The 24,762-nt window shown below is 40.1% G+C and carries 25 protein-coding genes, 6 pseudogenes and 1 riboswitch; of the genes and pseudogenes, 7 read left to right on the top strand and 24 right to left on the bottom strand.

Annotation, left to right across the window (positions count from 1 at the left end; genetic code table 11):
• Nucleotides 1-7: 7 nt before the first annotated feature.
• The 11 genes and pseudogenes from G4D76_RS09350 to G4D76_RS09310 all read right to left on the bottom strand — a co-directional run bounded on the left by G4D76_RS09350 (nucleotide 8) and on the right by G4D76_RS09310 (nucleotide 6,680).
• The gene (locus G4D76_RS09350; protein WP_213809742.1) at nucleotides 8-520 is read right to left on the bottom strand and encodes a GNAT family N-acetyltransferase; all 513 of its coding nucleotides are present in this window, start codon (nucleotides 518-520) and stop codon (nucleotides 8-10) included.
• 101 nt (nucleotides 521-621) lie between these two features.
• Nucleotides 622-1,056, bottom strand: a complete 435-nt coding sequence (locus tag G4D76_RS09345) for a MarR family winged helix-turn-helix transcriptional regulator (protein WP_213809741.1) — start codon at nucleotides 1,054-1,056, stop codon at nucleotides 622-624.
• Nucleotides 1,057-1,127: 71 nt separating this feature from the next.
• Entirely contained in the window at nucleotides 1,128-1,664 is a 537-nt protein-coding gene (locus G4D76_RS09340; protein WP_213809740.1) for a prolipoprotein diacylglyceryl transferase, read from the bottom strand.
• Entirely contained in the window at nucleotides 1,661-1,849 is a 189-nt protein-coding gene (locus G4D76_RS09335; RefSeq protein ID WP_213809739.1) for a hypothetical protein, read from the bottom strand. The genes G4D76_RS09340 and G4D76_RS09335 overlap by 4 nt, the downstream gene beginning before the upstream one ends.
• On the bottom strand, nucleotides 1,833-2,972 hold the full coding sequence (locus tag G4D76_RS09330; RefSeq protein ID WP_250129887.1) for a sensor histidine kinase: 1,140 nt from the start codon (nucleotides 2,970-2,972) through the stop codon (nucleotides 1,833-1,835). Before G4D76_RS09330 ends, G4D76_RS09335 begins: the two co-directional genes overlap by 17 nt.
• Before the next feature lie 2 nt (nucleotides 2,973-2,974).
• The gene (locus G4D76_RS15100; protein WP_250129886.1) at nucleotides 2,975-3,205 is read right to left on the bottom strand and encodes a hypothetical protein; all 231 of its coding nucleotides are present in this window, start codon (nucleotides 3,203-3,205) and stop codon (nucleotides 2,975-2,977) included.
• 11 nt (nucleotides 3,206-3,216) lie between these two features.
• Nucleotides 3,217-3,884: pseudogene (locus G4D76_RS09325) on the bottom strand (response regulator transcription factor).
• A 102-nt stretch (nucleotides 3,885-3,986) separates the two neighbouring features.
• Entirely contained in the window at nucleotides 3,987-4,844 is an 858-nt protein-coding gene (locus G4D76_RS09320) for a PepSY domain-containing protein (RefSeq protein ID WP_213809738.1), read from the bottom strand.
• A 255-nt stretch (nucleotides 4,845-5,099) separates the two neighbouring features.
• Nucleotides 5,100-5,603, bottom strand: coding sequence for a DNA alkylation repair protein (locus G4D76_RS09315; RefSeq protein WP_213809737.1), 504 nt, complete (start codon nucleotides 5,601-5,603; stop codon nucleotides 5,100-5,102).
• A 7-nt stretch (nucleotides 5,604-5,610) separates the two neighbouring features.
• Complete coding sequence (locus tag G4D76_RS16035; RefSeq protein ID WP_256440454.1) at nucleotides 5,611-5,742, bottom strand: hypothetical protein; 132 nt, start codon at nucleotides 5,740-5,742, stop codon at nucleotides 5,611-5,613.
• A 68-nt stretch (nucleotides 5,743-5,810) separates the two neighbouring features.
• A complete protein-coding gene (locus tag G4D76_RS09310; RefSeq protein ID WP_213809736.1) occupies nucleotides 5,811-6,680 on the bottom strand; it encodes a DegV family protein in 870 nt (289 codons plus the stop codon).
• A 208-nt stretch (nucleotides 6,681-6,888) separates the two neighbouring features.
• Here G4D76_RS09310 and G4D76_RS16925 point away from each other — a divergent pair.
• From G4D76_RS16925 to G4D76_RS09295, 4 genes and pseudogenes are all read left to right on the top strand, one after another.
• Nucleotides 6,889-8,419 (top strand): annotated as a pseudogene (locus G4D76_RS16925) (AbgT family transporter).
• Nucleotides 8,420-8,499: 80 nt separating this feature from the next.
• On the top strand, nucleotides 8,500-8,901 hold the full coding sequence (locus G4D76_RS16920; RefSeq protein ID WP_371814464.1) for a zinc-binding metallopeptidase family protein: 402 nt from the start codon (nucleotides 8,500-8,502) through the stop codon (nucleotides 8,899-8,901).
• Nucleotides 8,901-9,704, top strand: a complete 804-nt coding sequence (locus G4D76_RS16915) for an amidohydrolase (protein WP_371814463.1) — start codon at nucleotides 8,901-8,903, stop codon at nucleotides 9,702-9,704. Before G4D76_RS16920 ends, G4D76_RS16915 begins: the two co-directional genes overlap by 1 nt.
• A 186-nt stretch (nucleotides 9,705-9,890) precedes the next feature.
• A pseudogene (locus tag G4D76_RS09295) lies at nucleotides 9,891-11,518 on the top strand (BCCT family transporter).
• A gap of 60 nt (nucleotides 11,519-11,578) precedes the next feature.
• Here G4D76_RS09295 and G4D76_RS09290 read toward each other — a convergent pair.
• The 3 genes and pseudogenes from G4D76_RS09290 to G4D76_RS09280 all read right to left on the bottom strand — a co-directional run bounded on the left by G4D76_RS09290 (nucleotide 11,579) and on the right by G4D76_RS09280 (nucleotide 14,073).
• A pseudogene (locus tag G4D76_RS09290) lies at nucleotides 11,579-12,676 on the bottom strand (alanine racemase).
• A gap of 23 nt (nucleotides 12,677-12,699) precedes the next feature.
• Nucleotides 12,700-13,077: a RidA family protein gene (locus tag G4D76_RS09285; protein ID WP_026859483.1), complete on the bottom strand. Its 378-nt coding sequence runs from the start codon at nucleotides 13,075-13,077 to the stop codon at nucleotides 12,700-12,702.
• A gap of 78 nt (nucleotides 13,078-13,155) precedes the next feature.
• Nucleotides 13,156-14,073 (bottom strand): cation diffusion facilitator family transporter, encoded by a 918-nt coding sequence (locus G4D76_RS09280; protein WP_213809735.1) that lies wholly within the window; start codon nucleotides 14,071-14,073, stop codon nucleotides 13,156-13,158.
• 100 nt (nucleotides 14,074-14,173) lie between these two features.
• Here G4D76_RS09280 and norA point away from each other — a divergent pair, with 100 nt between their 5' ends.
• Nucleotides 14,174-15,337: a multidrug efflux MFS transporter NorA gene (gene norA / locus G4D76_RS09275; protein WP_213809734.1), complete on the top strand. Its 1,164-nt coding sequence runs from the start codon at nucleotides 14,174-14,176 to the stop codon at nucleotides 15,335-15,337.
• 142 nt (nucleotides 15,338-15,479) lie between these two features.
• Entirely contained in the window at nucleotides 15,480-16,469 is a 990-nt protein-coding gene (locus G4D76_RS09270) for an NAD(P)/FAD-dependent oxidoreductase (protein WP_026859480.1), read from the top strand.
• Between the two features lie 80 nt (nucleotides 16,470-16,549).
• Here G4D76_RS09270 and G4D76_RS09265 read toward each other — a convergent pair whose 3' ends face one another.
• The 3 genes from G4D76_RS09265 to G4D76_RS09255 form a co-directional block, all read right to left on the bottom strand.
• The gene (locus G4D76_RS09265) at nucleotides 16,550-16,867 is read right to left on the bottom strand and encodes a DMT family transporter (RefSeq protein WP_026859479.1); all 318 of its coding nucleotides are present in this window, start codon (nucleotides 16,865-16,867) and stop codon (nucleotides 16,550-16,552) included.
• Nucleotides 16,864-17,187: a DMT family transporter gene (locus G4D76_RS09260; protein WP_035785532.1), complete on the bottom strand. Its 324-nt coding sequence runs from the start codon at nucleotides 17,185-17,187 to the stop codon at nucleotides 16,864-16,866. Before G4D76_RS09260 ends, G4D76_RS09265 begins: the two co-directional genes overlap by 4 nt.
• Before the next feature lie 68 nt (nucleotides 17,188-17,255).
• A riboswitch (guanidine-I (ykkC/yxkD leader) is annotated at nucleotides 17,256-17,354 on the bottom strand.
• Nucleotides 17,355-17,388: 34 nt separating this feature from the next.
• Nucleotides 17,389-18,177 carry a class I SAM-dependent methyltransferase gene (locus tag G4D76_RS09255; RefSeq protein WP_213809733.1) on the bottom strand — a complete coding sequence of 263 codons (789 nt, stop codon included), beginning with the start codon at nucleotides 18,175-18,177 and terminating at the stop codon, nucleotides 17,389-17,391.
• A gap of 79 nt (nucleotides 18,178-18,256) precedes the next feature.
• On the opposite strand from G4D76_RS09255, the gene G4D76_RS09250 reads away from it, so the two are divergent.
• Entirely contained in the window at nucleotides 18,257-18,814 is a 558-nt protein-coding gene (locus G4D76_RS09250; protein WP_250129881.1) for a DUF4256 domain-containing protein, read from the top strand.
• 23 nt (nucleotides 18,815-18,837) lie between these two features.
• Here G4D76_RS09250 and G4D76_RS09245 read toward each other — a convergent pair.
• From G4D76_RS09245 to G4D76_RS09215, 7 genes and pseudogenes are all read right to left on the bottom strand, one after another.
• Nucleotides 18,838-19,182: pseudogene (locus tag G4D76_RS09245) on the bottom strand (DUF488 domain-containing protein).
• Between the two features lie 40 nt (nucleotides 19,183-19,222).
• Nucleotides 19,223-20,665 (bottom strand): annotated as a pseudogene (locus G4D76_RS09240) (APC family permease).
• A gap of 65 nt (nucleotides 20,666-20,730) precedes the next feature.
• Nucleotides 20,731-20,979 carry a hypothetical protein gene (locus G4D76_RS09235; protein ID WP_213809732.1) on the bottom strand — a complete coding sequence of 83 codons (249 nt, stop codon included), beginning with the start codon at nucleotides 20,977-20,979 and terminating at the stop codon, nucleotides 20,731-20,733.
• On the bottom strand, nucleotides 20,939-21,445 hold the full coding sequence (locus tag G4D76_RS09230) for a hypothetical protein (protein ID WP_213809731.1): 507 nt from the start codon (nucleotides 21,443-21,445) through the stop codon (nucleotides 20,939-20,941). The genes G4D76_RS09235 and G4D76_RS09230 overlap by 41 nt, the downstream gene beginning before the upstream one ends.
• Complete coding sequence (locus G4D76_RS09225; RefSeq protein ID WP_213809730.1) at nucleotides 21,432-22,340, bottom strand: ABC transporter ATP-binding protein; 909 nt, start codon at nucleotides 22,338-22,340, stop codon at nucleotides 21,432-21,434. Before G4D76_RS09225 ends, G4D76_RS09230 begins: the two co-directional genes overlap by 14 nt.
• Nucleotides 22,340-23,512 (bottom strand): hypothetical protein, encoded by a 1,173-nt coding sequence (locus G4D76_RS09220; protein ID WP_213809729.1) that lies wholly within the window; start codon nucleotides 23,510-23,512, stop codon nucleotides 22,340-22,342. The genes G4D76_RS09225 and G4D76_RS09220 overlap by 1 nt, the downstream gene beginning before the upstream one ends.
• Nucleotides 23,513-24,730 carry a hypothetical protein gene (locus G4D76_RS09215; RefSeq protein ID WP_213809728.1) on the bottom strand — a complete coding sequence of 406 codons (1,218 nt, stop codon included), beginning with the start codon at nucleotides 24,728-24,730 and terminating at the stop codon, nucleotides 23,513-23,515.
• Nucleotides 24,731-24,762 lie beyond the last annotated feature (32 nt).

Raw genomic sequence — 24,762 nt, 5'->3', positions numbered from 1 at the left:
ATATCGCTTAGGATTTATAAACAGTCTGATCAAGCCAGTTTTTAACCTGCTCGAGCTCTTCGTTATTAAGTGACTCGGGATACGTCATCATAACAAGAGGAACACTTTCGTATCCCTCGTTAATGACAGGCTGAATATAACCATAAGAGGATAAATGAAAACCATTTCTCTCGTAAAATTTTACACGGCGTCTTTGCATATCATCTTCAGGCGGTTCCACTTCCAGTACAACAGGTTTACTGCTCAGTGCGTTATAAGCCTGAAGTGTTTTTGAACCAAGTCCCTGTGAACGGAACTTCTCATTTACTGCAAGATGTTCTATGAAGCGATATGATTCATTTTCCCATTCGGCAAAAAATGCGAGAATCTCACTATTTTTCCGCAGCACGTATACGTTATAGTGCGGATTTTCCAGCAGTTCCCGCTGCCCTTTAAAATTCCTGATTTCTGCTTTAGGAAATGAATCATCCATCAATGCATATAACTGCTCAAAATCATCTTTCTCTAATAGTTCCAACATATTTACACATTCTTTCGTATCTTATTATTCTTACTATAGAACAATTTAAAATATAAAAAAAGCGACACATACTAATGTATCGCTTAAATAACGCCGTATTATTAATTGTTATGAGCATTTGCACTGATTTTTTTAAGCGTTTCTCTAAAAGCACTCAGTTCTTCATCGCTCAGTGCAGAAAACAAACCGGTTAAAAGCTCGCTGTGTGCAGGGAAAATACGGCGAATCAGGTTTTCGCCTTCTTCAGTCAGTGCAGCTTTCATACTGCGTCTGTCATTCTCATCACGTTTTCGAATAATATAGTCTTTTTTCTCTAATTTATCCAGTATATAAGTCGTACTTGAATTTGCAATTAGTATCCGTTCCTGAATACGATTAATAGGCTGCGGTCCTTTATGAAATAAAAGCTCCATAACTGCAAACTCGCTAATATTCAGTCCGTACTGCTGGGCATCATTTTTCACTAACTTTTCTAATATGTCATTCGTTCTTTTAATTCCGACAAAAGCTTTCAAACTTTCTTCCGTTCTAGTCATGATATTACTCCTCAGGCACTTTAAATTCTTCAAATTATATAACTTCTTAACTTCTCTGTCAACGCAGGCTCTTAATCCTCAAAATACTCATCATCGTATTCGATATACCTGCTGTCATACATATTTGCATATTCCGTCGCTTCATAAACCAGCTGTTCTATTTCTTCATAATCATCATCTATTTCAAGCCATATTACCTTATTAATATTACCCGTAATTCCATTAATTGCAATCAGTGCCCCTTCATCGTCATCATTGACCTGCTGTAAAATGTAGTATTCCCGTGCACTGCCTTCACCACTCCAGGTAGAATATACATTGGTTCCGCCGACTTCTCCTGCTGCGATTTCTACAGCTTCTTCAACCGTCAGTCTGGTATCTTCTTCCGGTTTTTCAGCTTCACGCTCTTTGTCAGGCTGCTGATTTTTGTCTTCTTTCTCAGCTTCACGCTCTTTGTCTGGCTGCTGCTTTTTGTCTTCTTTGTCAGCCGCTGGTTCTTCTTCAGCAGGCTCTTTATGCTCCGCAACCGTCTTTATCCCCTGCACACTGGAATCTTCACGATTTACAGTGATACTGTGTGTCGCTTCGTTACCTTTTAAGTTAATCACAAAAAACGGTCGTCATCAGAAAGAGATACTGATTCAACAGATCCACCGTAGCGTTCTGTGACAACGGCGCGGGCTTCATCTTCAGAAATAAAATCCTGCTGGTTAAAACTGACCCATAACACGCCGATAACTATTCCTGCAATGAGTCCTGTAAGCGCGATTATTATCTTACTCCGCTTCGCCATCTTCAGCCTCCTTTTTCATCGTTAGTTTAAATGTGGTTCCCTCGTTAATTACGCTCTTTACCGAGATTTTAATATCATTATTTTCAGCCAGCTGCTTCGCTATTGATAAACCGAGTCCTGAACCGCCTGTTTTTCTAGTTCTTGCTTTATCAACACGGTAAAAACGTGTGAAAATATCATTTAATTCATTTTCCGGGATGCCGATTCCGTAATCCCGCACCTCGATAATAACCGCCTCGCTGTTTTCTTCGATATTGACATCTATATCTTTTGTGCTGTACTTATAAGCATTATCCAAAAATATCCTAAGCAGCTGTTCGAATGCCGGCGGGTACACATAAACATACGGATCCGTCCCAGCTGAAGCAATGTTAATATTACGTTTAAACACTTTTTCAAGCCGTGCAACAACACTTTCAATCAGCTGTACTGCCGGTATATATTCTTTATCCTGGTCTGTATCGCTATGCGTTACTTTTGTAAAACTCAGGAATTGTTCCGTTAAATATTTCATTCTTGTCGTTTCTTCGGAAATAGCTGTAATCCCTTCATCCAATAAATCTTCCCGCGTTTTACCGAAACGTTCCAGCATTCTGGCATATGAACTGATGACTGTCAGCGGTGTTTTTAATTCGTGCGATGCATTCATTATAAATGCCTGCTGATTATCATCATGTGCTTTTAAAGTCAGCATCATATCGTTATAAGAATCTGTGAGCATTTTCAATTCAAACGTGTCCGATTTATTGACCGGTATTGTTTTATAAAGGCGGACATTTCCCCTATCATTCATTCTCCGGACGAGCTGCTTAATCGGATTTGTAATTAAATTTGTAATCACCTGATTTAAAATGAAAACAAGCACAAGCAGAATGACAGATGAGATTATTAAAATCCACTTCAATATATTGTAGGTGTCATATAAAAAATATATATTCTCGTATATTTGCAAACTGTGGACTTCACCGTTTTCCCAAATGACAGGTATTGAAATCATTACAAAATGCTCATTATTATATGACAGTCTATCTGTATACTGCGAAGTACTGTAGGGCTGATTCAATTCAAGATAGCTTTCCTCAGTCGCAATTCTGACAATGTGGTCTTCCTGCTCATTCAGCATCGTTATATAGCCGTCAGACAGTGAGAATACTGCAGTACCGTTTCTCCGCTTATACCGCTTTCCTGTGCTGTTTGTATTTCCGTAATGATATTATTCCCACGGTTTTCAAGCTGATCCATTTCCGCTTCCAGCGAATAATGTTTATAGGAAAAGTAAATTAGCAAATTAGTCAGTATAACAACAATGGCAATCATTACCGTTGTATACAGCTGTATTTTCGTTCCGAGTTTCATAAATTAATCCTTTAAATATAACCAATGCCGCGCACACTGGAAATAAGTGATGGTTTGTCTGTATCGAGCTTTTTACGAATATACCGCACGTAAACGTCCACAGTATTCGTATCGCCAAAATAATCATATCCCCACACTGCATCGATAATCTGATCGCGGGACAGTGCCTGATTTTTATTGTTTATCAAGTAAAGCAGCACATCGTATTCTTTCTGAGTTAAATAACAGGTTCACCATTACTGTAAACCTCACGGGCTAGCGGTTTAATCTCCAGATGACGGTGCTTAATACTTTCAGTCTTTACTTCACCCGCTGATGCTGATTTTAAATGTACACGAATTCTCGCGAGCAGTTCTTCAACTTCAAAAGGCTTCGTCATATAGTCATTGGCTCCAGAATCAAGACCGCTTACTTTATCCATAACAGCATCTCTTGCTGTGAGCATTATTATTTTTATCTCCTGATTCTTCTGTCTGACCCTTCTCAGCACTTCCAAACCATTCAGTTCGGGAATCATGACATCCAGAAGAATTAATGAAAAGTCACCTGTTTCATATTTTTCCAGCGCCTCTTTTCCTGTATATGCAATATCGACTTCATAGTCTTCAAATTCCAATTCAAGCTGAATGACACGCGCAATTTTCTCATCATCTTCCACTATTAGTATTTTCTCCATGATATCGCCTCACAATATTCGTTTATTGTTGTAATTATACCATGTACAAAGCAGTGTCTCGATTTAAAAAAGATAAAAACAAACGCCCCGGAGGGCGTTATAATATTAGTCATCGATTTCTGTTACATCGCCTGTTTTCGCATTGATTTTCACTTCATTGCCGCCAACTTCAAATTCATATTTGAAATCATCAGCATCGTATTTCCACTCATCGATTTCACTATTCACAGCTTCAGCTGCTATCTGTTTGGCATCTTCTAATGAGATGATTGCTTCTTCATGCGCTGCTTGCAGTCGTTTGAAGCCGCGTTCGCTGTTTTCATCTTCAAGCTCTTCTTCAACTACAGAAAGATTATCCGCGCTTAATTTCACTTCGTATTCTTCATTTTTACTTTCAAGCTTAACTTCATAGTAGTATGCACCGTCATCTTCTTCATAACTGATTTCTTCTAAGATTCCGTCGAATCTTTCTTGTGCAGCTTCGATGGCTTCTGCTGATTTATCTCCGCCAAAAGCATCTGCAGCTTTTGCGTCTCCTTTGCTGTTAGCTGATGATGCAGTATTTTTCTCAGCTGCATCTACTTCGTTGTCGTCTCTGTCATCATTGTCGTCGTTATCGTCACGGTCTAAATCCTGTTCAATAATACTTAAATTCTCTGCATTAAGTTTTACTTCAAAGTCATCATTGCCGTTTTCAATTTCTATATTGTAGTAATAGACACCGTCGTCCTCATCGTATTCAACATCAGTCACTGTGCCGTCGAATTCTTTAAGTGCTTTGTCCACTGCTTCTTGAGCTGTTGTACCAGCTGAAGTTTCCACGTTATCTTTAACCGTTACAGCTCCGTTACGTTCTTCTGTTTCCCATTCCATATCGTCTGCACTTACATTTGATCCGCATGCTCCTAAAACTAATGCTGATGTTAATACGCCGCCAAGTAAAATATTTTTGTTGATTTTCATTCCAATCATCCTCCAATTATTTTTCCGCTGTTTTTATGCGGTTTGTTTTATTTGTTACTCATAGTATATCCGCGGCGAACTAACGGACAGTTAAGCAATAATTAAAGGATGATTAAAGAGCAGTTTCATTATTTTAATAGTTGAAGTAAACGAAGCGCCTTGTCATTCTCAAGCTTCTTCAATGTTCTGAGTGCTCTTCTTACAATAAAGGGAGAAGTCTCATTTATATTCTCTTTCAGAAATGAGATTACTTCTTCAGGATGATTTCGATATATCGTTTAAATGATTCGCTACCGATTTTTCGACGTACCTCGACGGATCATCGAGGAATGGTTTCAGCAGTCTGAAGTTTTCCTGTACATCACCTCTTAAAAAGGGAAGTTTTTTCGCCCACGGCAGGCGGGGTCTTGGACCTTCTGTTACAAGCCTTCTTAAATGAGCATTGTCACTTCTCCCCCATTTTTGGAAGACCGCTTCAACTTTATCGTAATCCTTTAGAATAAACGGACGTATTGCAAATTCAGCAGTATCACGCTTCGTAATTTCTTCTATCGTCTTCATCGACTGCTCAAAATTATCGAGTCCGTATGTTTCAACAAACTTCGACAGCGCTCTGTAGTAATACATTTCCGCAAACGGAAAATAAAATTTATCATTTTCCAGACCAAGTACGTCTATAATAATGTTCGTTGCTTCACTATAATCATCCGGTAAGTACTTCCTGAGCTGTTCACTGAATATCTGAATACGCTCAGACATTCGCCCGTCAGCAATTTCTGCTGAAGTGCTGCTGAAATTCCTGAGCTTTAAACTCGGGGTATATTTTACTAATATCTTTTGCATAATGCCTGGCAAGATCTATATCGAAGTAATCTTTCATCAGTTTTCTTTCACTCATCTGCTGCACCTCATTTTCAGTAATAAAAAGAGCTCCTATTTTAATATAGGAACTCTGCTGTTTGCATTTTATATATATGGCAGGATACCGAGACCCTTGCTTCCGGGACCGCCGTGCACACCAAGTGCAGGTGTTAAATAACCGACACGGCAGCTGATACCCGGATACATGTTTTCAAATTTCTTTCTGATCTGATGCGCTTCTTCTGCAATATCACCATGTGCAATCGCAATTTTAATCTTGCCGTTGAACTTATCCATTGCTTCTTCGATAAGTGATTCCCACAGCTTAACCACACGGCTGTTTGTACGCACTTTATCAAAAGGCTTCACATTGCCGTCATCCGCAAAATAAACGATTGGCTTTATTTTAAACAGACTGCCGATAAACGCACTGCCTGCTCCGAGTCTGCCGCCTCTAACCAGATAGTTCAAATCATCGACTACTAAATAAATTTGAGTATCTTCAACGAGCTTCTCAATTTTCTGAACAGTTTCTTCTATTGAAATTCCTTTTTCAATCTGCTCGATTGTCTGCTCGAGAAGATGTTCTATAATAAATGATGTACCGTTAGAATCTATTAAATGATAATTTAGCTTTCCTTCTTCTTGATATTCATTTAAAACCATCCCGGCACTTTGATACGTTCCGCTGATGCCTTTACCGATATGAATGGCAATAACTGTATCGTATCCTTTTGAAATTATCTCATCGACAACTTCGTAATACTCGCCGACCTGCGGCTGTGATGATTTTGGAATTTCTTTCTCTCTGGCTAGACGCTGATAAAATGATTTAAGCGCCGCTTCATCCGTTGTGTCTTTAAAAATTGACCCATCTCCGAACGTTACAGATAAATGTACTTGAAATACATCTGAACGGTCCGCCAGTTCATCTGATAAACTCGCAGTACTATCAACGATATATGCAATCTTCATGGTTCTGCCTCCTACTGTTTGCCGTTCATTCTATACTTATAAGTATAAAAAAACCCATCTATAAGTATATTAAAATCATTTATTCGGTCTGACGGGAAATATATTATAGACAATTGACTGAAATTTATGTAAACTTCTTGTATCCTATTTATACTTCTAAAAGTATAAATAGGAACAAACAAAGCAAATAAATTTGGGAGGGTTTTCATTGGCAGATAAAACACAGAAGAAAGGTTTTTTCCAAAAATTTCTGGATATCGTAGAGCGTGTTGGAAATAAGCTTCCGGACCCGTTCGCATTATTCCTTGGGCTCGCATTTCTAATTATTGTAATTTCATGGATTGCAAGCCTGTTTGACGCCTCAGTAATACATCCGGGCAACGGCGAAGAACTGCCGATTAACAGTTTAGTTTCAGCTGCAGGACTGCAGTTCATACTGACTTCTATGCTCGACAACTTTACAGGTTTTGCTCCGCTTGGACTTGTTCTGTCTATGATGCTCGTATTGGACTCGCTGAGAAAGTCGGACTGCTCGATTATGCGATCCGTAAAACAATCTAAAGTCACCGCCATTTCTCGTTACATATACAGTAGTATTCGTCGGTATTATGGGGAACCTCGCATCAGATGCTGCCGCGGTAATTGTTCCCCCTAGGCGCACTTGTATTCTATAAATTAGGCAGACATCCGCTTGCCGGACTTGCTGCAGGTTTTGCCGGTGCCGGTGCCGGTTTCACTGCCAACTTATTTATTGCCGGAACAGATGTACTCTTATCTGGTATTTCTACAGAAGCTGCACGTTTAATTGACGATACAATCGTTATCACACCGGTGGATAACTGGTACTTCAATATCATTTCCACATTTATGCTGACAATCATCGGTGGACTGATTACTTCACGCTTTATCGAGCCGCGTCTCGGTAAATATAAAGGCGAAAGTCTTGAAGATGAAAACGCTGAAGAACTTCCTAATGCTAAAAAAGGACTTATCGCTGCAGTCGTTACCGGTGTTGTTTACTGGGGAACTATCGTCGCGGTTATTCTTATGCCAAACAGCCCGCTGACAAATGAATGGCGGTATTATTCCGTCACCATTCATCGACGGCATCGTACCGATTATACTTATCTTCTTTATTTTAATCGGTGTGGCATTCGGTATTACAACAGGAAAAATTAAATCGACAAAAGATGCGACGTATTATATGACCGAGTCCATTAAAGATATGGCCGGCTATATTGTTCTCGTATTCGCAATCGCGCAGTTTATCGCTTACTTCAACTGGAGTAACCTTGGAACGTGGCTCGCCGTAAACGGTGCAGAGTTCCTTGAGAGTGTTGAATTTACAGGTATCGGGCTGATAATCGGTTATGTGCTGTTTACAGCACTGCTGAACTTCCTGATTACTTCGGGTTCTGCGAAATGGGCAATTGAAGCGCCGATCTTTGTACCGATGTTTATGCAGCTTGGCTATGACCCTGCATTTACGCAGGCCGCATACCGTATTGCAGACTCGTCCATTAACATCGTTACACCCGCTCTTCCCGTATATGGTTATTATTCTGGCGTTTATGAAACGTTATGATAAAAACGCAAGTATTGGTACTTACATGTCAATTATGCTGCCGTACTCATTAATATTCCTGCTTGCATGGATTATTCTGCTTGGAGTATTCTACTTCACAGGATTACCGCTCGGACCGGGAGTATATACGTTCTTAGAAGACAGAGTACAATAATTAAACATGGAGATGATTTAAAGTGTCATTACACACACAGCTCATAAACTGGCGCAGGGATTTCCATCAGTATCCTGAGCTTGGATTTTTGGAAATGCGCACATCAACGATTTGCTGAACTGAAAAAACTCGGCTACGATATTAAAATTGGCAGAGAAGTAATGAATCCCGATTTCATAATGGGGAAACCGACTCAGGAAGAAACAGCAGCGCATTATGACTGGGCGAAAGAGAACGGTGCTGTCCTCGAGTATCTCGATAAAGTAGCTGACGGCTACACTGGTATTGCCGCAACGCTCGACACGGGTATTGACGGACCGGTTGTCGTTTTCCGAGTTGATATGGATGCTTTGCCAATCTATGAATCAGAGGAGAGTAGCCACTTCCCTCTGCAGGAAGGATTCCGCTCCGTAAATAATGAAATGCACGCTGCGGCCATGATGTTCACACGTCAATCGGCCTTGGTCTTGCAACTCTCTTAGTGGAAAATAAGACTGACTTAAAAGGAACTATTAAAATATTATTCCAGCCCGCTGAAGAAGGTACACGCGGGGCACGTTCGATGGTTGAGGCAGGTGTCGTTGATGATGCTGATTTCTTTATCGCATCACACATCGGCACCGGCGTGCCATTCAATCATTTCCTCGCTTCAAATAACGGCTTTCTTGCCACGACTAAACTCGATGTATCATTTAAAGGTGTATCATCGCATGCCGGCGGACAGCCGGAAGAAGGTAAAAATGCCATGCTTGCTGCTGCCAATGCTGTCATTAACTTAAATGCAATTCCCCGTCATTCCGGAGGTGCAACCCGTATTAATGTCGGTGAACTGCACGCGGGAAGCGGACGTAATGTTATCGCAGACAGTGCCAGTCTTAAAATCGAAACGAGAGGCACGACAAGCGAACTGAATGATTATATGAAACAGTATGCTGAATCTATTATTAAGGGTGCTGCACAAATGTTTCAGGTGGATTATACAATTGAAACTGTCGGTGAAGGAAAGAGTGCCAAAGGATCAACTGAACTTGCCAGAGTACTCGCCGAAGCAGCCGACAGTGAGAATCTCGTTACCGAGCTGGAAGAAAACAAACCGAGCGGCAGTGAAGATGCAACATTTTTCATTAACCGCGTACAGGAGCAGGGCGGCCAGGCGTCTTACTGTATTTTCGGTACTGAGCTTGCAGCAGGACATCATAATGAAAAATTCGATGTAAATGAAGACAGCATGATCTCTGCTGTACAGACTTTATTTAAATCAGCTGTGACATTAACAAATAAATAACTGCAATATATAAAGAGTGAAATCATTAATGATTTCACTCTTTATTGTTTATAATTCGGTTATACGGCTATTTATAAAGTAATATCTGCAGGCACAACGGCTTTTTTCCAACTTCACGGGTTGAAGTCTTACATATAGATTGTTATCATTTACCCGTTGTGTCAAAAATCAAAAAGGAGTGAAGTAATGACAAATCATTCAGCATCATCTGAGAAATCAAAAAAAATATCATATGTTTTTGTCTTCGCAGCAGTTATTGTCGGACTGCTTGTAATTATAGGTGCAATATTTCCCAATCAATTCGGTGAAATTTCAGGTGCTATTTCCGGCTGGGTAACTACATATTTCGGCTGGTATTACATGATACTCGTTACGGTAATTGTATTCTTTTCTGCTTTTCTCGTATTCAGTCCAATAGGTAAACTCAAATTGGGACAGCCGGACGACGAACCGGAATTCAGCACTATTTCATGGATTACTATGCTGTTCAGTGCCGGCATGGGAATCGGACTTGTTTTCTATGGTGCAGGAGAGCCGATGGCTCACTTTATGTCACCCCCTACAGCAGACCCCGGAACGACGGAAGCACTTGCAGAATCTATGCGCTCAACTTTTCTTCACTACGGAATTCATGCCTGGGCTATATATGGCATCGTCGCTTTGTCACTTGCATATTCCAGTTTTAGAAAAGGAGAAGTCGGACTGCTCTCGAAAACACTTCGTCCATTATTCGGCAACCTTGTTGACGGATGGCTCGGAATCCTAATAGATGTACTTGCAGTTTTCGCAACAGTTATCGGTGTTGCAGTTTCACTTGGTATCGGCGCAATGCAGATTAATGGCGGGTTGAATTATTTATTCGATGTGCCGGTCGGTCTTACGTCCCAGGGAATTATTATCTCTGTCGTCACAGTACTTTTTTTAATCAGTGCATGGAGCGGTCTCAGCAAAGGTATTCAGTATTTAAGCAACTTAAACATGATACTCGCAGGACTCCTGTTCGTTATTATTCTTGTTGTCGGACCGACAATGCTTATTTTAAATGTTATGACTACAGGCACCGGCGGGTATTTAAGCACATTCTTATATAACAGCTTTGATGTTGCACCGCTTAATGCACAAAAACAGAGTGGCTCAGTTCATGGACAATTTATTACTGGGGCTGGTGGATGAGCTGGAGTCCATTTGTCGGTATATTTATCGCCCGTGTTTCCAAAGGCCGTACGATTAGAGAATTTATTATTGCGGTTTTACTTGTGCCGACTGTAATAGGTATTATCTGGTTCAGCGTATTCGGTATAACTGGGATTTCCACAGGTATAGCAAATCCGGAAATATTTAATATGGCGACCGAAGTACAGCTGTTCGCCATATTTGATGAACTACCTATGGGTACGATACTTTCAATGCTGGCTATTTTATTAGTATCATCATTCTTTATTACATCTGCAGACTCGGCAACATTCGTACTCGGTATGCAGACATCTCACGGTAACTTGACACCTTCCGGGAAAACTAAACTTACATGGGGTATCGCCTTATCAGCTATCGCATTCACTCTTCTTGCTGCCGGCGGGGAAACCGGACTAAATGCATTGCAATCTGCTGCGATTATCGCTGCATTGCCATTTAGTTTAGTTGTTATTATGATGATGATTGCATTTTATAAAGATGCCAATAATGAACGTAAGTATTTAGGACTGTCTATTACTCCTAACAAAGAACGTATGAAGAACTATAAAGAAAGTTCTCTTGAAGAATATCAGGAAGATCTTGAGGCGTATGCTGATGAAGATAAGCCTCGCGGAGTGTAATATTTAAAAATAAGAAGGTGTTCCGGTGATTTAAAATCACCGGAACACCTTCTTTTATACTTATTGAAGTTTGCCTTGAGCTGCTATGTCAATTTCTTTTACAACTTCACCACTGTTAATGAGGTAAGCTTTATGATATAAGTTCGACACCGGACATATATGATTCGGAATAATTCGCACTTTATCGCCGATGCTTACTTTTTTACTAAACTCTTATAAATAATTGCATGTTCGTCGAATACACCATGAACATGGACACCTTCAAATTCCTTAATTTTACCGAAACCTTCTGTCGTTGTCAGTCCTTTACTGCGAGACTGGGCTGTCAGTCCTTTTGCACCAACGTCTGTAATGACACGTTCCGCCGTCGGTTTACTAATGATAGTGGTCAAGACACTTGCTGCCGAATGGGCGTATGAATCAATGGCATTGGATTGTGATCCGTCCATTAAAATATATGTTCCCGGTCTAATTTCAGTGACCCCTTCAGGAATATCGAAACCGAACATAAATGGCGGCGTTGAACCGATACTTACTGTTTCAACTTCAAAATCCATATCTCTGGCAACATTTGCGAAATGCAGTGTGCGTGTCGTTGCTGTCATAAATAAATCATAGCAGTCATCTTTATCGACCGCTTTGTACGTATGTCCGTCGTGCGAGAATATACCTTTTAACTCAACGTTTTTAGAAGCTCGGATAGTGTTTAATAATAACTTATAGTCTATTTCTTCAATAATACCGGAACGTTCTTCACCGACTTCAATTTCAATCAGCACCTGGGCTTTTTTATTAGCGCCTTCAAATACTTTATCGATTTCTTCTATATGATGGATACTATCGACACCGAATGAAATATTAATCTGTTCTGCCAGTTTCTTAATTCTTTCAAGCTTTTGTTTACCAACAATTTGATTGGCGATAAAAATATCGTCAAGTCCGTAAACGGCCATAATCTCCGCTTCACCGACTTTGGCAACAGTGATGCCTTCTGCGCCGTGTGCAGTCTGCTTAAGTGCCAGATGAGGCATCTTATGTGTTTTCGTGTGCGGACGCAGCTTAACTTTTTGTGCTGCTGCATAATCGCTCATATATTTAAGATTTTATTAAGTACAGTTTCATCAATAATGCCGGCGTATCTATTTCTTGATAATTCATAGTTAATTCCCCTTTATATATGTTTATTTTACCGCTGCGACAGCTTCAATTTCGACTAGGCAGCCGTAATGAAGCTCTCTCGTCGGTACAACAGCACGGGAGGGTTTATGGTCACCGAAGTACTTGCTGTATTCAGTATTGATGATATCCCAGTTCTCAACGTCCGATGTATATAATCTGACCATGATTATATCTTCTTTTGTTAAACCAGCCTCATCCAATACTAATTCCATATTCTGGAGCGCTCTTTTAGTCTCAGCAGCAATGCCGCCGTCAACTATTTTGCCTGTCTCAAGATTTAAGGATAATTGTCCGGAAATATATAAAGTGTCGTTATGTATCATCCCCGGTACATAATGTCCCTTGCTGTTACGTGAGTATTTCGTATGAATCTCTTTCACATCATCATCCCCTGTGTATTTGTCTTAAATCTATAATAACAAAAAAGCCCTGAACATTGCTGTCCAGAACTTAAGCGGTTAATTGCACAGCAGTTCATCATCATGGTCATGGTGTTTACATTCTACCTGTACAGTGACGTGCTCAATATTTTCATGCTTCATCTGCTCTTCTATACGGTGAATAATCTTTTGAGTTTCATGAACGTTGAGCGTTCCATTGACCACTATGTGTACACTCAGCGCATTCATGCCGCTCGAAATACTCCAGACATGCAGATGATGTGCATCTTCGACACCTTCAATATTATTAATTGTATTAATGACTGTGTCGACATCTATATTTTCCGGCACACCTTCCATTAGTACATTCAATGATTGACGGAGTATTCTAAAACCGCTGACTGCAATTAAAACTGCAACGATAACACTCGCCAGCGGATCCATGAAGCCCCATCCAAAAAACATAATGGACAAAGCCGCCACTATGGCTGCAACTGAACCGAGTAAATCACCAAACACATGCAGCAGTGCACCTTTCATATTCAAGTTATCGTGAGTATCACCCGACATTAATATTTTCGCCACGATTATATTAACGACAAGACCTAAAACTGCAATGACAAGCATACCCGTCGTTGCGATTTCCGGCGGATTTACAAAACGTCCTGCAGCTTCTGCTACGATAAACACCGCTATCACAATTAATGTTACACCGTTGAATACAGCTGCCAGTATTTCAAATCTCCGGTAGCCGAATGTCCGGGCCGAATCCGCAACTTTTTCACCCATTTTAAAAGCTGCGAGTGCCACAGCAAGAGAAATCGCATCACTCAGCATATGACCAGCGTCACTCAAGAGAGCGAGACTGTTTGTCAAAACTCCGCCAATGACTTCTACAATCATAAAGGAGGCTATTAATATTAAGCTTATTGTGAGTGCTTTTTTATTCGCACCATGGGTATGATCGTGGTGATGATCATGACTATGCTCTCCCAAAAACCCCACCTCAATTCATCTATTTTTACTATTATTTTCTTATTTTCAAGTGTAGTATATATCTTAGCATATACAGAATTTTAAGAAGGTGACATCTAAGATGAAGAAAAAATATCAGCTCTACTTATTGTATAGCAGTATTTTCCTAGTTTTTCTAGGAATAAGTCTTGTAATACCGGTTATGCCGTCAATAATGAACGAACTGAACATCAGCGGTGCCGGTGTCGGTTATTTAACCGCCGCCTTTGCTTTTACACAATTAATTTTTTCGCCTTTCACAGGACGGGCAGCAGATAAGTTCGGACGTAAAATCATTATCGTCATTGGTCTGTTTATTTTTGCATTTTCCGAACTATTATTTGGGTTAGGAAAAACGATTGAAGTGCTGTTTCTTTCCCGCATGCTCGGCGGTCTTGCCGGTGCATTTATTATGCCGGCGGTTACCGCATTTATTGTCGACATTACAACTAATAAAAACCGGGCACGGTCTCTCGGTTACATGACTGCTGCGATTAACTTCGGCTTCATTATCGGACCGGGTATCGGCGGCGTGCTGGCTGAAATTGCTACACGTCTGCCATTTTTCATCGCCGCGGCACTCGGTTTAATCAGTGCAATTTTATCTATTTTTATGTTACATGAACCTGAGAAAGTTACAGAAGTCGCAGCTGATAAGACAGAAGTGACAACAAGTAATTTCAGAAAGATTTTTACACCAATATTTTTCATTGCCTTTCTCGTTATATTTGTTTCGTCATTCGGTCTTGCGGCATTCGAGTCCTTCTTCAGTTTATACTTCGACCGCAAACTTGGATTTACACCGGCTGATATTGCAATCGCGATTGCTGGCGGTGCTATAATTGGTACTTTTGCACAGATTGTTTTATTCGAACCGCTGACACGCCGTTACGGTGAACTGAATATTATCAGAGTATCTATTATCTATACCGCAATACTCGTTTTTGCCATTACATTTTTAGAATCATACTGGGGCGTTATGGCAATTGCGTTTATCATCTTCATCGGTTTTGACCTGATACGTCCAGCGGTTACTACGTTCCTGTCGCATATTGCGGGTAATAACCAGGGCTTTGCAGGCGGGATGAACTCATTCTTTACGTCACTCGCCAATGTAATCGGACCCGTTATCGCTGGTATACTATTTGATATGAATCTGGATTACCCTTACTACTTCAGTGCGATAGTTCTTGTCATCGGTTTTCTTATTACAGTATTTTTCTGGCGCGATCCGCGCAAAGCATAACGTCATTCGAAAGTCTGAATTACGCGTTACAGCGACGTTACAGCATGCCAAACACTTTTATTTTCAGTCCCTCCTGTGTAATAATGTTTAATGGAATGAAAATATAAAAACATTTTTCGTATATTACTGGAGGGTTATATTCATGAAAGACGAAATTGTAGATGTAACGATAATCGGTGGAGGACCTACTGGATTATTCTCTACTTTTTATGCAGGTATGAGACAAATGTCTGTAAGACTAATAGATAGTCTGCCTGAACTTGGCGGACAATTAATGGAATTATATCCGGACAAATATATTTACGACGTGGGCGGCTTCCCAAAAATCCTGGCTAAAGATTTAGTATCTAATCTGGTGACACAGGCGCAGTATGCTGAACCTGAACTTCACCTTGGGGAAACAGTACAATCATACGAGCGCGAAGATGATCACTTTGTTTTGAAAACTGATAAAGGTGAATACCTTACAAGAACAATTTTAATCACTGCAGGAGTAGGTGCTTTCCAGCCTCGTAAAATCGGTTTGGATAACGAAGCAGCTTTTGAAGGCACTTCACTGCAATACGCAGTTAGAGACCTTGAAAAATTCAGAGATCAGGACGTTGTCGTACTCGGGGGCGGAGACTCAGCTCTCGACTGGTCATTGATGCTTCAGGAACTTGCTAAATCAGTCACGCTGGTACACAGACGTGAACGCTTTACAGCACATGAGACAAGTGTTCAGCAAGTAATGGAGTCACCTGTCAATGTTAAAACATCACTGAATGTTACTGAAATTAAAGGTAATAACGGCCAGATGGAAGAGCTTGTACTGACAGCAAAAGACGGTACAGAAGAAGTGATTAAAGCAGACCAGCTAATCGTTAACTTCGGTAATATTTCGTCCCTTGGACCATTAAAAGAATGGGGCCTTGATCTTGAGAAAAATTCCATCAAAGTTAACCCTCACATGGAAACAAATATCCCGGGTATATTTGCTGCAGGCGATATCACGACGTTTGAAGGTAAAGTTAAGCTTATAGCAACAGGCTTTGGTGAAGCACCAGTTGCAATTTCATACGCTAAATCATCTTACGATCCAAAATCACGCGTACAGCCTAAACACAGTACAAGCGTATTTAAACAGGACTAATAAAAAATCCGTAGGCATATAATTTATGCCTACGGATTTTTTCATACTGTTTATCATGTTTCATGTGAAACCACAATTTTTTATCCCGTTACCAGGCGCAGTCCAATTACCGCAATAATGATGAATGATAAATACATCACGCGTTTATAACTAGCTGATTCTTTATAAAAGATAATTCCAATTAATGCACTGCCGACTGTTCCAATTCCTGTCCACACCGCATATGCCACACCTAAAGGAATAGTCTCCATTGCTATGCTCAGCAGTGCCAGGCTAATTGGGAATCCGATCAGGAGTGTCAGCCAACCGCTCAGTTTTCTACCTTGGCCAATTAAAGACATTCCTGTTACTCCTGCTACTTCCATTAGTCCTGCCAATATTAATATAAACCAGCTCATTTAGCACCCTCCTCGTGATCTGTTACAGTCTTAAGTCCAATAACTCCGAATACAAGCAGCGCTACAAATATAATAATTCCGATATTGAACGCACCGTCAAATACAATAATATCAACAAGCACTGTTCCTACTGCTCCGATGCCTACGAATACAGCATATACTGTACTTGCCGGCATTTTCGTCGAAACATACACAAGCAGTCCGAAACTGACGACAATTGAAATCACTGTGAGTACCCATTCAAATCCATTATCCGCGTACTTCAGCCCTGTTGCCCAGCCGATTTCAAACATTGCTGCAATAATAACTAATAACCACATAATTTTTCTCCTATTTTAAAATTTATAAGAATTGAGAATAAAAAAGCCCGGAAGAATAACTTTCGTTACTCTCCCAGGCTTTTGTCCTTCCGTGTACTGGAACTCATTCCAGCGTTCTCTCTCGGTCCAGACTTAAATAATTTAACGGAACCCTAGAGAACTTCTTATTAAGTTATCTACACTATAAAATACTATTTTCTGTTAGTCAACTTCAAAATCTGTCCTGATAATACCATAATGAACTTTACTCGTTTTTCTCACTTGCTGCATAAAGCCGAATTGTTCAAATCTGCTGCTTCTGAAATGATCTTTCAGCACTATTTTTTTTGCTGCGACACGTTTCGCTTCGTCTATCGTTTTTTGTGACAATATTTCAGTGTGAGTTACTTCCGTTATTAATCTTAAGCTTTGTGAATCATTGATTTCTTCATCGAACATCGGATCAAAGTAGACGATATCAAAACTGTTATCCGGTAATTTTTCTAAGTAGTCTGTATGATTTTGATGCACTGTTTCTATAGCACGCATTGCATCGTTCAGCATTTTTATATTTGTATCGTATGAAGCGAGCCCCTCTTTTGCCAGCAAATATAATATAAAGCTTTGTTCTAATGCAGTCACTTGACCTGAAGTTCCGACCGTCAGGCTTGCGATTACACTATCAGCCGCAAGGCCCATTGTACAGTCTAAAAATGACATCCCGGGTTTTAGTTCCGCTGCATCTACCAAAGCATCATTATCATTATTTAATAACCTTTTCGCACGGACCATTGAGAAGTTCGGGTGGTATTTTACAGGATCATTATCTGACAGCCGCGTGATACTCATCTCGTCATTTCCAACTACTAATACATCGTCGATATAACGCTCCTTAATCTCTTTTACAGAAAGTTTTTTACGCATTACAAAGTACAGGTCATAACGCATGGCGATATCCTTCGCTTTTTGCAATGCATGCTCATTATATCGTCCGCTCGTTGTTACTATCATTGTCTTTCCCCGTTCTGTTAAATATGTTTATCGTTATAGTTTACCATGGTACTATTAAATTAAATAAGATAATTGGAGGTTGTGCAATGACATTGAAGAAGAAAACTTACTAAAGCAGAAAAAAGAAGAATTACTTAATGCTCTGGAGTCTCGCTTTAATACTCATAAGGAACGTCACGAAGACATCTCTTTTGAAAATATTGCAGCTAAATTAACTGATAAACAGCTTGCTGCACTTCACAACATGGAATCAACTGAAGGCGAACCTGACGTTATCGATTTTAAAGGTGATCTTTACTTTGTGGACTGTGCAAAAGAAAGCCCTAAAGGACGACGTAGTGTGTGTTACGACAGAGCTGCACTTGAAGCGAGAAAGAAATATAAACCTGAAAACTCAGCTGTTGATTTAGCTAAGGAAATTGGTATCGACATACTGACTGAAGAAGATTACAGACACCTGCAGCAGTTCGGGGACTTTGATCTTAAGTCATCAAGCTGGGTTGAGACACCATCTGATATTAGAGATCTCGGCGGTGCCTTATTCTGTGACAAACGCTATAACACAGTATTCCTGTATCATAACGGTGCTGATTCGTATTACGGAGCTCGCGGTTTCAGAGGAAAGTTAAAAATATAAAAAAGACGGCAGCTGCCGTCTTTTTATTTTCCATCAATATATTCTTTTATAACTACTGCTGGTTATGCTCTGTATCCTTTGCCGCATATAATAATGTGACGTTGTGACCATCTGCATCTTCTTTAATTTTATCAACCAGCTCGTTTTGATTTTTCAGTTCTTTATTATTTCTTTTTGAACTCTTCCCATTTTTCAGCATCATGATCAAACCATTTTCTTAAATCAGCCGACGGTGCGATATCTTTATACCACTCATCGTGTTCTAAATCTTCTTTCTTAATCCCCCGCGGCCAGACACCATCCACTAAAATACGTTTTCCATCCTGCTGTGAGACACCATCATAAACACGCTTCAGTTTCAACATAATATCAGCTCCGAATAATATATTATGTTATTCTTTACCCGTCTTATTTTCTTTCATGCATTACTTCTTCTCTTGTTTTATTTAGAATCATATAATCCAGTTCTTCTTTAGACATTGATTTTAATGATTTGTATTTTATCGCAAGGAACACCATACCGAGTATTGTCCAAGCGAGAAGTGCATAATATGACGGTGCTGTCAGTGCTGCCGGTGAGCCTGGGAATAACAACAGTACTAAAAATACAAGTGAAATAACGACACCGAGTGCTCCAAATATTACATAGATGATATTTCTGTGTTCTTTAGTACTGAAAAACTTAACTGTCACTGCACTTGTAGCAAGGAATGCGACTGACACGCCGACAGATGACATGTCTACAATCCAGCTCAATGCTGTTCTGCCGAGCCATGGTGCAATCAGACATACAAGCATTACGAAGAGCACTGCATAATGCGGTGTTTTATTTTTCTTATGAACTTTGGCAAATATAGTCGGTACAAAGTTCGCACGTCCCATTGCAAAAATTAGTCTTGAAGAAGACATGTAGAATCCATTAAGACCTGTAAATACACCGAAAGAAATCGAAAATGCCAGGAACACTATCCCGATAGTTCCCATCGACGACTGAATAACAGATCCTGTCACCCAGACTGCCCCGTCCATGGAGTTCTGATCCGGATAAATCCAAGCTGTTACTAAAATCATTGCGACATAAGTTATAACAGATGCAATAATACCGAAAACGATGAGTTTAAACGTTTTATCAGGACTGAATTTAAATTCTTCCGCTGCCTGAGGAATGTTATCAAACCCGACATACATCCACGGCGCTATCGCAACGATTAAAATAATCGATGTCCAGATTCCCGCTTCTTCATTAAACAGCGGTTTTGCATTTTGGAATGAAAATTCTCCAGTGAAAAATGATACGGCGAATAATCCTGCTACTACAAACGCCATGAACAGACAGAATATAAACTGCAGATTTCCAGACAAACCTGATCCCTTCATACTGATTAAAGCGAATATTATAAGTATGGCAGAAGACAGTATGACTTCCATGATGTAGACGTCCCATCCTGCAATCGTATTAAGTATCCGACTTCTAAAAAGTCAGGAAGTACAAATTTAAACAGCAGACTGAATGCACTGGCATTCAGCGCGACGACACATATAACCTAATACTAAAAACCATGACGCGATAAATGCACTGAACTTGCCGAAACCGGCATATGTAAATGCAAATTCTCCGCCGGATACAGGGAACTTAGCCGTTAGTGCACCGTAGCCTACAGCGATAATCAGCATCAGTAATCCGCCGATAGTAATTCCGAGAGTCGCTCCAAGTGTTCCTGATGAAATCAGCCAGTCCCCTGGTAAAATAAATGCGCCCCAGCCGATTGAAGATCCGTAAGCAATTGCCCATATAAACCGTTTAGACATCGTATTATCAAGTTCTGTTCTCGTCTGATTATCAGCAGACATAATTACAACTCCCAATTTGTTTATTTATTCTTGTGAACAAGTATCGCATAGTGAAAGTTCAATCGCTAGTCCTTTTCAAGTACAACGGGATGTTCTGAAACGATAGTATCACCCTCGTGAAGTTCTACTTTAATACTCAATTCTGTATCTATTTCAACATCTGTACTCGATAAACTGACTGAACCCATCCCACCCGGATTCATATATACCTCGTCTTCAGAGTTCAAACGTCTTACAGGTAATTCTTTTGTTAAGAGGCTGTACGTTCCTGCCTCAAGATGTTCTCCGACAGTATGAATACCGGCAGGAATCACTGTCGTATTTTTCTTCCGATGGGATTAGATCGATGGGTCCCCGTCTTGTAACGTATTCAACACGGTAACCTTCCTGCAGCTCCAAAACAGCGCTGGTGTTGAAATAGTTTAATGCTGTTTCCAGTAATCTATCTCCGTTTTCATCATATACTACGATTGCTGATGCCTCTTCTGTCGCTGCACTGTAGCGGCCCGGTTCAACATCTTCTCCTATGACATAATGACCAGGTGACAATGTTATCTCTGTTCCGCCGTCACGGAGACCTTCAAATACCGTATCACTGTTCAAAAAAGCATAACGGGATTCCAGTCCTTCTGTTTTTAAAAGATTTTCTTCTTCATATAATTCAACAGCTTCTTCGTCTGCCGTTATCTTTTTACCATCATACGATTCGCTCATAATACCGTTAAAACTGCACCCCATTAACAGCAGTACAAAGAGAGACAGCACGCTAAACCGTATCATAACTTCTCTCTCCTTTATAAATACGCAGATAATGTTCATGAGTCCCCAATGCGCCGAGCGACACTTCAGCAGAACTGAATTTCTTCAATGTGCTCATCATCTTAAACATTTCGTCTTCTTTCATACTGTCAGCAGGAATACATATACGGTCACCATCCAAATATAATGTGCCCTCTTCAAGCGGGCCGATAGATTTTAAACTGTCTTTGGAAATATAACCTTTAACGTAATCTCTATGAGATTCTTCCCGGATGTATGTGTAATATATGCTTTGTTCATTTAAAAAATAAATCTGATCTGCATAATCATCCAGGTTTTCCAGCAGATGAGATGCGACAATAATAATCTTCCCGTCCGCTTTTATTTCCTGCAGCACCGAACTTACCAGTTCAACGTTCACCGGATCCAGTCCATTCATAATCTCATCCATAAACATAATCTTCGTATCTGCAGCGATCATCATCGCAAAACATAATCGCTGTCTCATACCGAGGGAGTAAGTTTTCACCTTATTTCCTACATAGTCCTCCATGTTCAGCCTCCGGATGACTTCATCTATATTTCTGCTTTTAGGATTCCATATATCCCGGTACATTTCTATATGCTCAACGCCTGAAAAATCTTCATACAGTTCCGCCTGGTCCGGAAAGAAAGTAATTTTATTGTGGAGCGCTTTGACATCCTTTGTCGTATTTTTATAGGCGATACCATCGATTAAAATCTCTCCGGTATTAATCGGAATAAATCGTATAATCGCATTAAATAACGTCGTTTTCCCTGTACCGTTTGGAGCAACCAGACCGATAATCGTATTATCCGGAATATTAAAATTAACATCCTTCAACACCGTTTTAGTCCCGTAGTTTATCGTTAAATTTTTGACTTCCAATGACATTAGTTCCTTCTCCTTTCAAGCTTGCCTGTTCGTGTCGGTATCAGTTTAAAGATAAAATGAAACACGATTTCGACGATGATATATAATACCGCAATACTGATAATCAGCTTCGTCACAGTTACATTTTTTAATGACTCCCATGAACCTTCCAATACAGGTATAATCTGCAGATACAGGAATGGATTCCAGCTTGCAGCAGGTCCTGTCAGTGCAAAAACATACGGCAGATAAAACACTGCCGTTACTATAGTAATTGTCAGGTAGATATTTCTGAATACCCACGACAGTCCTGTCGACAGCTTAACGATAATGTAGCTCAAAGCCATCGTCAGAAGTAACGCTAGTATAACGTACTGCATTATACTGATATATACTGTTTCTTCGCCGCTGTAAAGCGGTACAGGATAATTAAGTGTGCCGCTGTCAGTGAAAAGTGTACTGAGTAAATACGAGACGCAGATCCCAGCAAGTACGATGAGCCATATCAGTCCCCAGCTGATAAAAGTTCGCTGTCTCCACTGATGAGCCCAGGAATACGGTATTCCCTGGGAAATACTCCAGTTGAATTCCTGGTCCCGGCTGAACCGGTCAGCACCGAATATCGCAGCAATAACAAATATAAATACCTGCAACGATATTACTAAATTAAACAGCACAAGTGACGGTGACATTGGATTCCAGTCAATATCGACATTATGCTCTTTCAGATATGTTAAAAATTTTAAATCATTTTCAATCTCGGCTTTAGCCGGCATAAATGACAGCAGCAGCTCCTGTGATTCAAAATCATCAGCTTCATAAAAGAACAGTCTGTTTTCAGCAAGTTCCAGCCCCTGGTCAACATAATCGCTGACTACATTCTCGAGCCCGGATACAGTATTTCCTTCCTGTTCGCCTAAAATATAACGCTGCATACCGATAATACTTTGCTGGCGTGCAAGTTTATCGTACACTTCCTGTCCCGCGGCTGAGTCAAAATGATTTTGAGGTATCGCGTGAAAGATTTGCTGCGTATCTTCATATTCACTCCGCAGTTCTTCCAGCGGAAGCACAATAGAACGGTCCTGGTAAAACGCCGAATAGCTTGCCAGGAAAAGAAACAGCGATACTAAAAGTATTCTCACTTTCCAGTCCCTTATAATTTTAAGAAAATCCCATTTAAATAACTTCATTTACCCCACCTGCCTTACGAACTTCTGACGGGTTATAAAGCCTGCAAGAATTCCGAGGATAATTTCTATAATAATAATCGTTGTGAAAAGGACAATGAGCCCATTATCAAATGTGAAATTATTTGATAACGTTAAAAAGTTCTGATGGCCGCTTAAAATATTTCCAAACTCAAAATAGTTCTGCGGGAATAAATGAGCACCGATGCCTAAAAACTTATCTTCACCGCCGCCGCTGTAAAGCCGGTTAAATGCGATGATGGCAAATCCTGCAATCATAACGATAACGTCATGTCTGAATACTAATGACAGTACAGCATTCAAACGGATAAATAGATAGAGCAAAAGTGCTGTTAAAATTAACGATTGCAGGATAAAGTCAGTAACAGGTGCTGTAAAGAAGTTTTCTTCAGCAGCCCTGTAACCGTCGTTATAAGCGTAATTAGTATTTAACAGAGACAGATCACCAAAACCGTAAAGCAGCGATATGAGCAGGAAGAATACCGTGAGCAACAGAGCAATACCAGTCATGATAATAATAAACATCGATAAAGACTGATAGAATATGTATTTTCTCCATCCGAGCGGCTGTCCCGCTTTTAAAGTATGGTGCTTCCGATCATCGACCAGTACCTCACTCGCGACAAATATAGTGATAAATAATATAATCAGCGGTCCGTAAGTTAAAAAAAATGAATACAGCTGCTGAATTCCTGTTTTACCGTTAAATTCATGAGTTGTCGGATTATCTATCTCAGACAGTATAAACAAGTTGCTGTTAATCATTGCCCGTTCAAAGTCCATCTCTAAAAACTGACCGTCATGTTTCCTCTCCAAATAGTCATTTAACGCTTCCACTGTAAACAAGGGAACATAATTTGTGCTCTTCACTTCAAAGAGCCTTGAAACATCACCTTTTTCCAATGCATCATAAAACATGAGATTATTTTCATAATCATATTTGGCCACACTGTATGTATCGATACCTGTAAAACTGTTGACGGCAATATCCCCCGAGTCAAGCCTCGATTCTTTCATGCCGTATGCCGACTCAGTTTCAAGAGCAAGTTCATCCATATCAATTGTCAGCGGATTATTAACGTTCGGCAAATATAAAAAGGAATACAGTATGATGCCAAGAAATGCCAGCAGAAATATTAGTCTGTTCTTTTTATTACGGTATATTTTTTTAAACGTTTCCAAAAACACGATTCTAAACATTGCCCATCCCCTCTGCAATTTATTCTGACACA

The sequence above is a fragment of the Jeotgalicoccus sp. WY2 genome (genome assembly GCF_018437745.1).
In the GTDB taxonomy this organism is placed as follows: Bacteria; Bacillota; Bacilli; order Staphylococcales; family Salinicoccaceae; genus Jeotgalicoccus; species Jeotgalicoccus psychrophilus.
The sequence above is the reverse complement of the archived record's forward strand: the minus strand, read 5'-3'. Positions and strand labels throughout refer to the sequence as shown.

Excerpts from the sequence above, each read along its gene's own strand:
- G4D76_RS09265 (WP_026859479.1), bottom strand. The coding sequence starts at position 16,867 with ATGAGCTGGTTTATATTAATATTGGCAGGACTAATGGAAGTAGCAGGA.
- G4D76_RS09260 (WP_035785532.1), bottom strand. The coding sequence starts at position 17,187 with ATGTGGTTATTAGTTATTATTGCAGCAATGTTTGAAATCGGCTGGGCA.
- G4D76_RS16035 (WP_256440454.1), bottom strand. The coding sequence starts at position 5,742 with ATGAGTGAAAGAAAACTGATGAAAGATTACTTCGATATAGATCTTGCC.
- G4D76_RS15100 (WP_250129886.1), bottom strand. The coding sequence starts at position 3,205 with ATGAAACTCGGAACGAAAATACAGCTGTATACAACGGTAATGATTGCC.
- G4D76_RS09335 (WP_213809739.1), bottom strand. The coding sequence starts at position 1,849 with ATGGCGAAGCGGAGTAAGATAATAATCGCGCTTACAGGACTCATTGCA.
- G4D76_RS09230 (WP_213809731.1), bottom strand. The coding sequence starts at position 21,445 with ATGATACGGTTTAGCGTGCTGTCTCTCTTTGTACTGCTGTTAATGGGG.
- G4D76_RS09215 (WP_213809728.1), bottom strand. The coding sequence starts at position 24,730 with ATGTTTAGAATCGTGTTTTTGGAAACGTTTAAAAAAATATACCGTAAT.
- G4D76_RS09270 (WP_026859480.1), top strand. The coding sequence starts at position 15,480 with ATGAAAGACGAAATTGTAGATGTAACGATAATCGGTGGAGGACCTACT.
- G4D76_RS09330 (WP_250129887.1), bottom strand. The coding sequence starts at position 2,972 with ATGCTGAATGAGCAGGAAGACCACATTGTCAGAATTGCGACTGAGGAA.
- G4D76_RS09350 (WP_213809742.1), bottom strand. The coding sequence starts at position 520 with ATGTTGGAACTATTAGAGAAAGATGATTTTGAGCAGTTATATGCATTG.
- G4D76_RS09225 (WP_213809730.1), bottom strand. The coding sequence starts at position 22,340 with ATGTCATTGGAAGTCAAAAATTTAACGATAAACTACGGGACTAAAACG.
- G4D76_RS09345 (WP_213809741.1), bottom strand. The coding sequence starts at position 1,056 with ATGACTAGAACGGAAGAAAGTTTGAAAGCTTTTGTCGGAATTAAAAGA.
- norA (WP_213809734.1), top strand. The coding sequence starts at position 14,174 with ATGAAGAAAAAATATCAGCTCTACTTATTGTATAGCAGTATTTTCCTA.
- G4D76_RS09310 (WP_213809736.1), bottom strand. The coding sequence starts at position 6,680 with ATGAAGATTGCATATATCGTTGATAGTACTGCGAGTTTATCAGATGAA.
- G4D76_RS09315 (WP_213809737.1), bottom strand. The coding sequence starts at position 5,603 with ATGTCTGAGCGTATTCAGATATTCAGTGAACAGCTCAGGAAGTACTTA.
- G4D76_RS09320 (WP_213809738.1), bottom strand. The coding sequence starts at position 4,844 with ATGAAAATCAACAAAAATATTTTACTTGGCGGCGTATTAACATCAGCA.
- G4D76_RS09220 (WP_213809729.1), bottom strand. The coding sequence starts at position 23,512 with ATGAAGTTATTTAAATGGGATTTTCTTAAAATTATAAGGGACTGGAAA.
- G4D76_RS09255 (WP_213809733.1), bottom strand. The coding sequence starts at position 18,177 with ATGATAGTAACAACGAGCGGACGATATAATGAGCATGCATTGCAAAAA.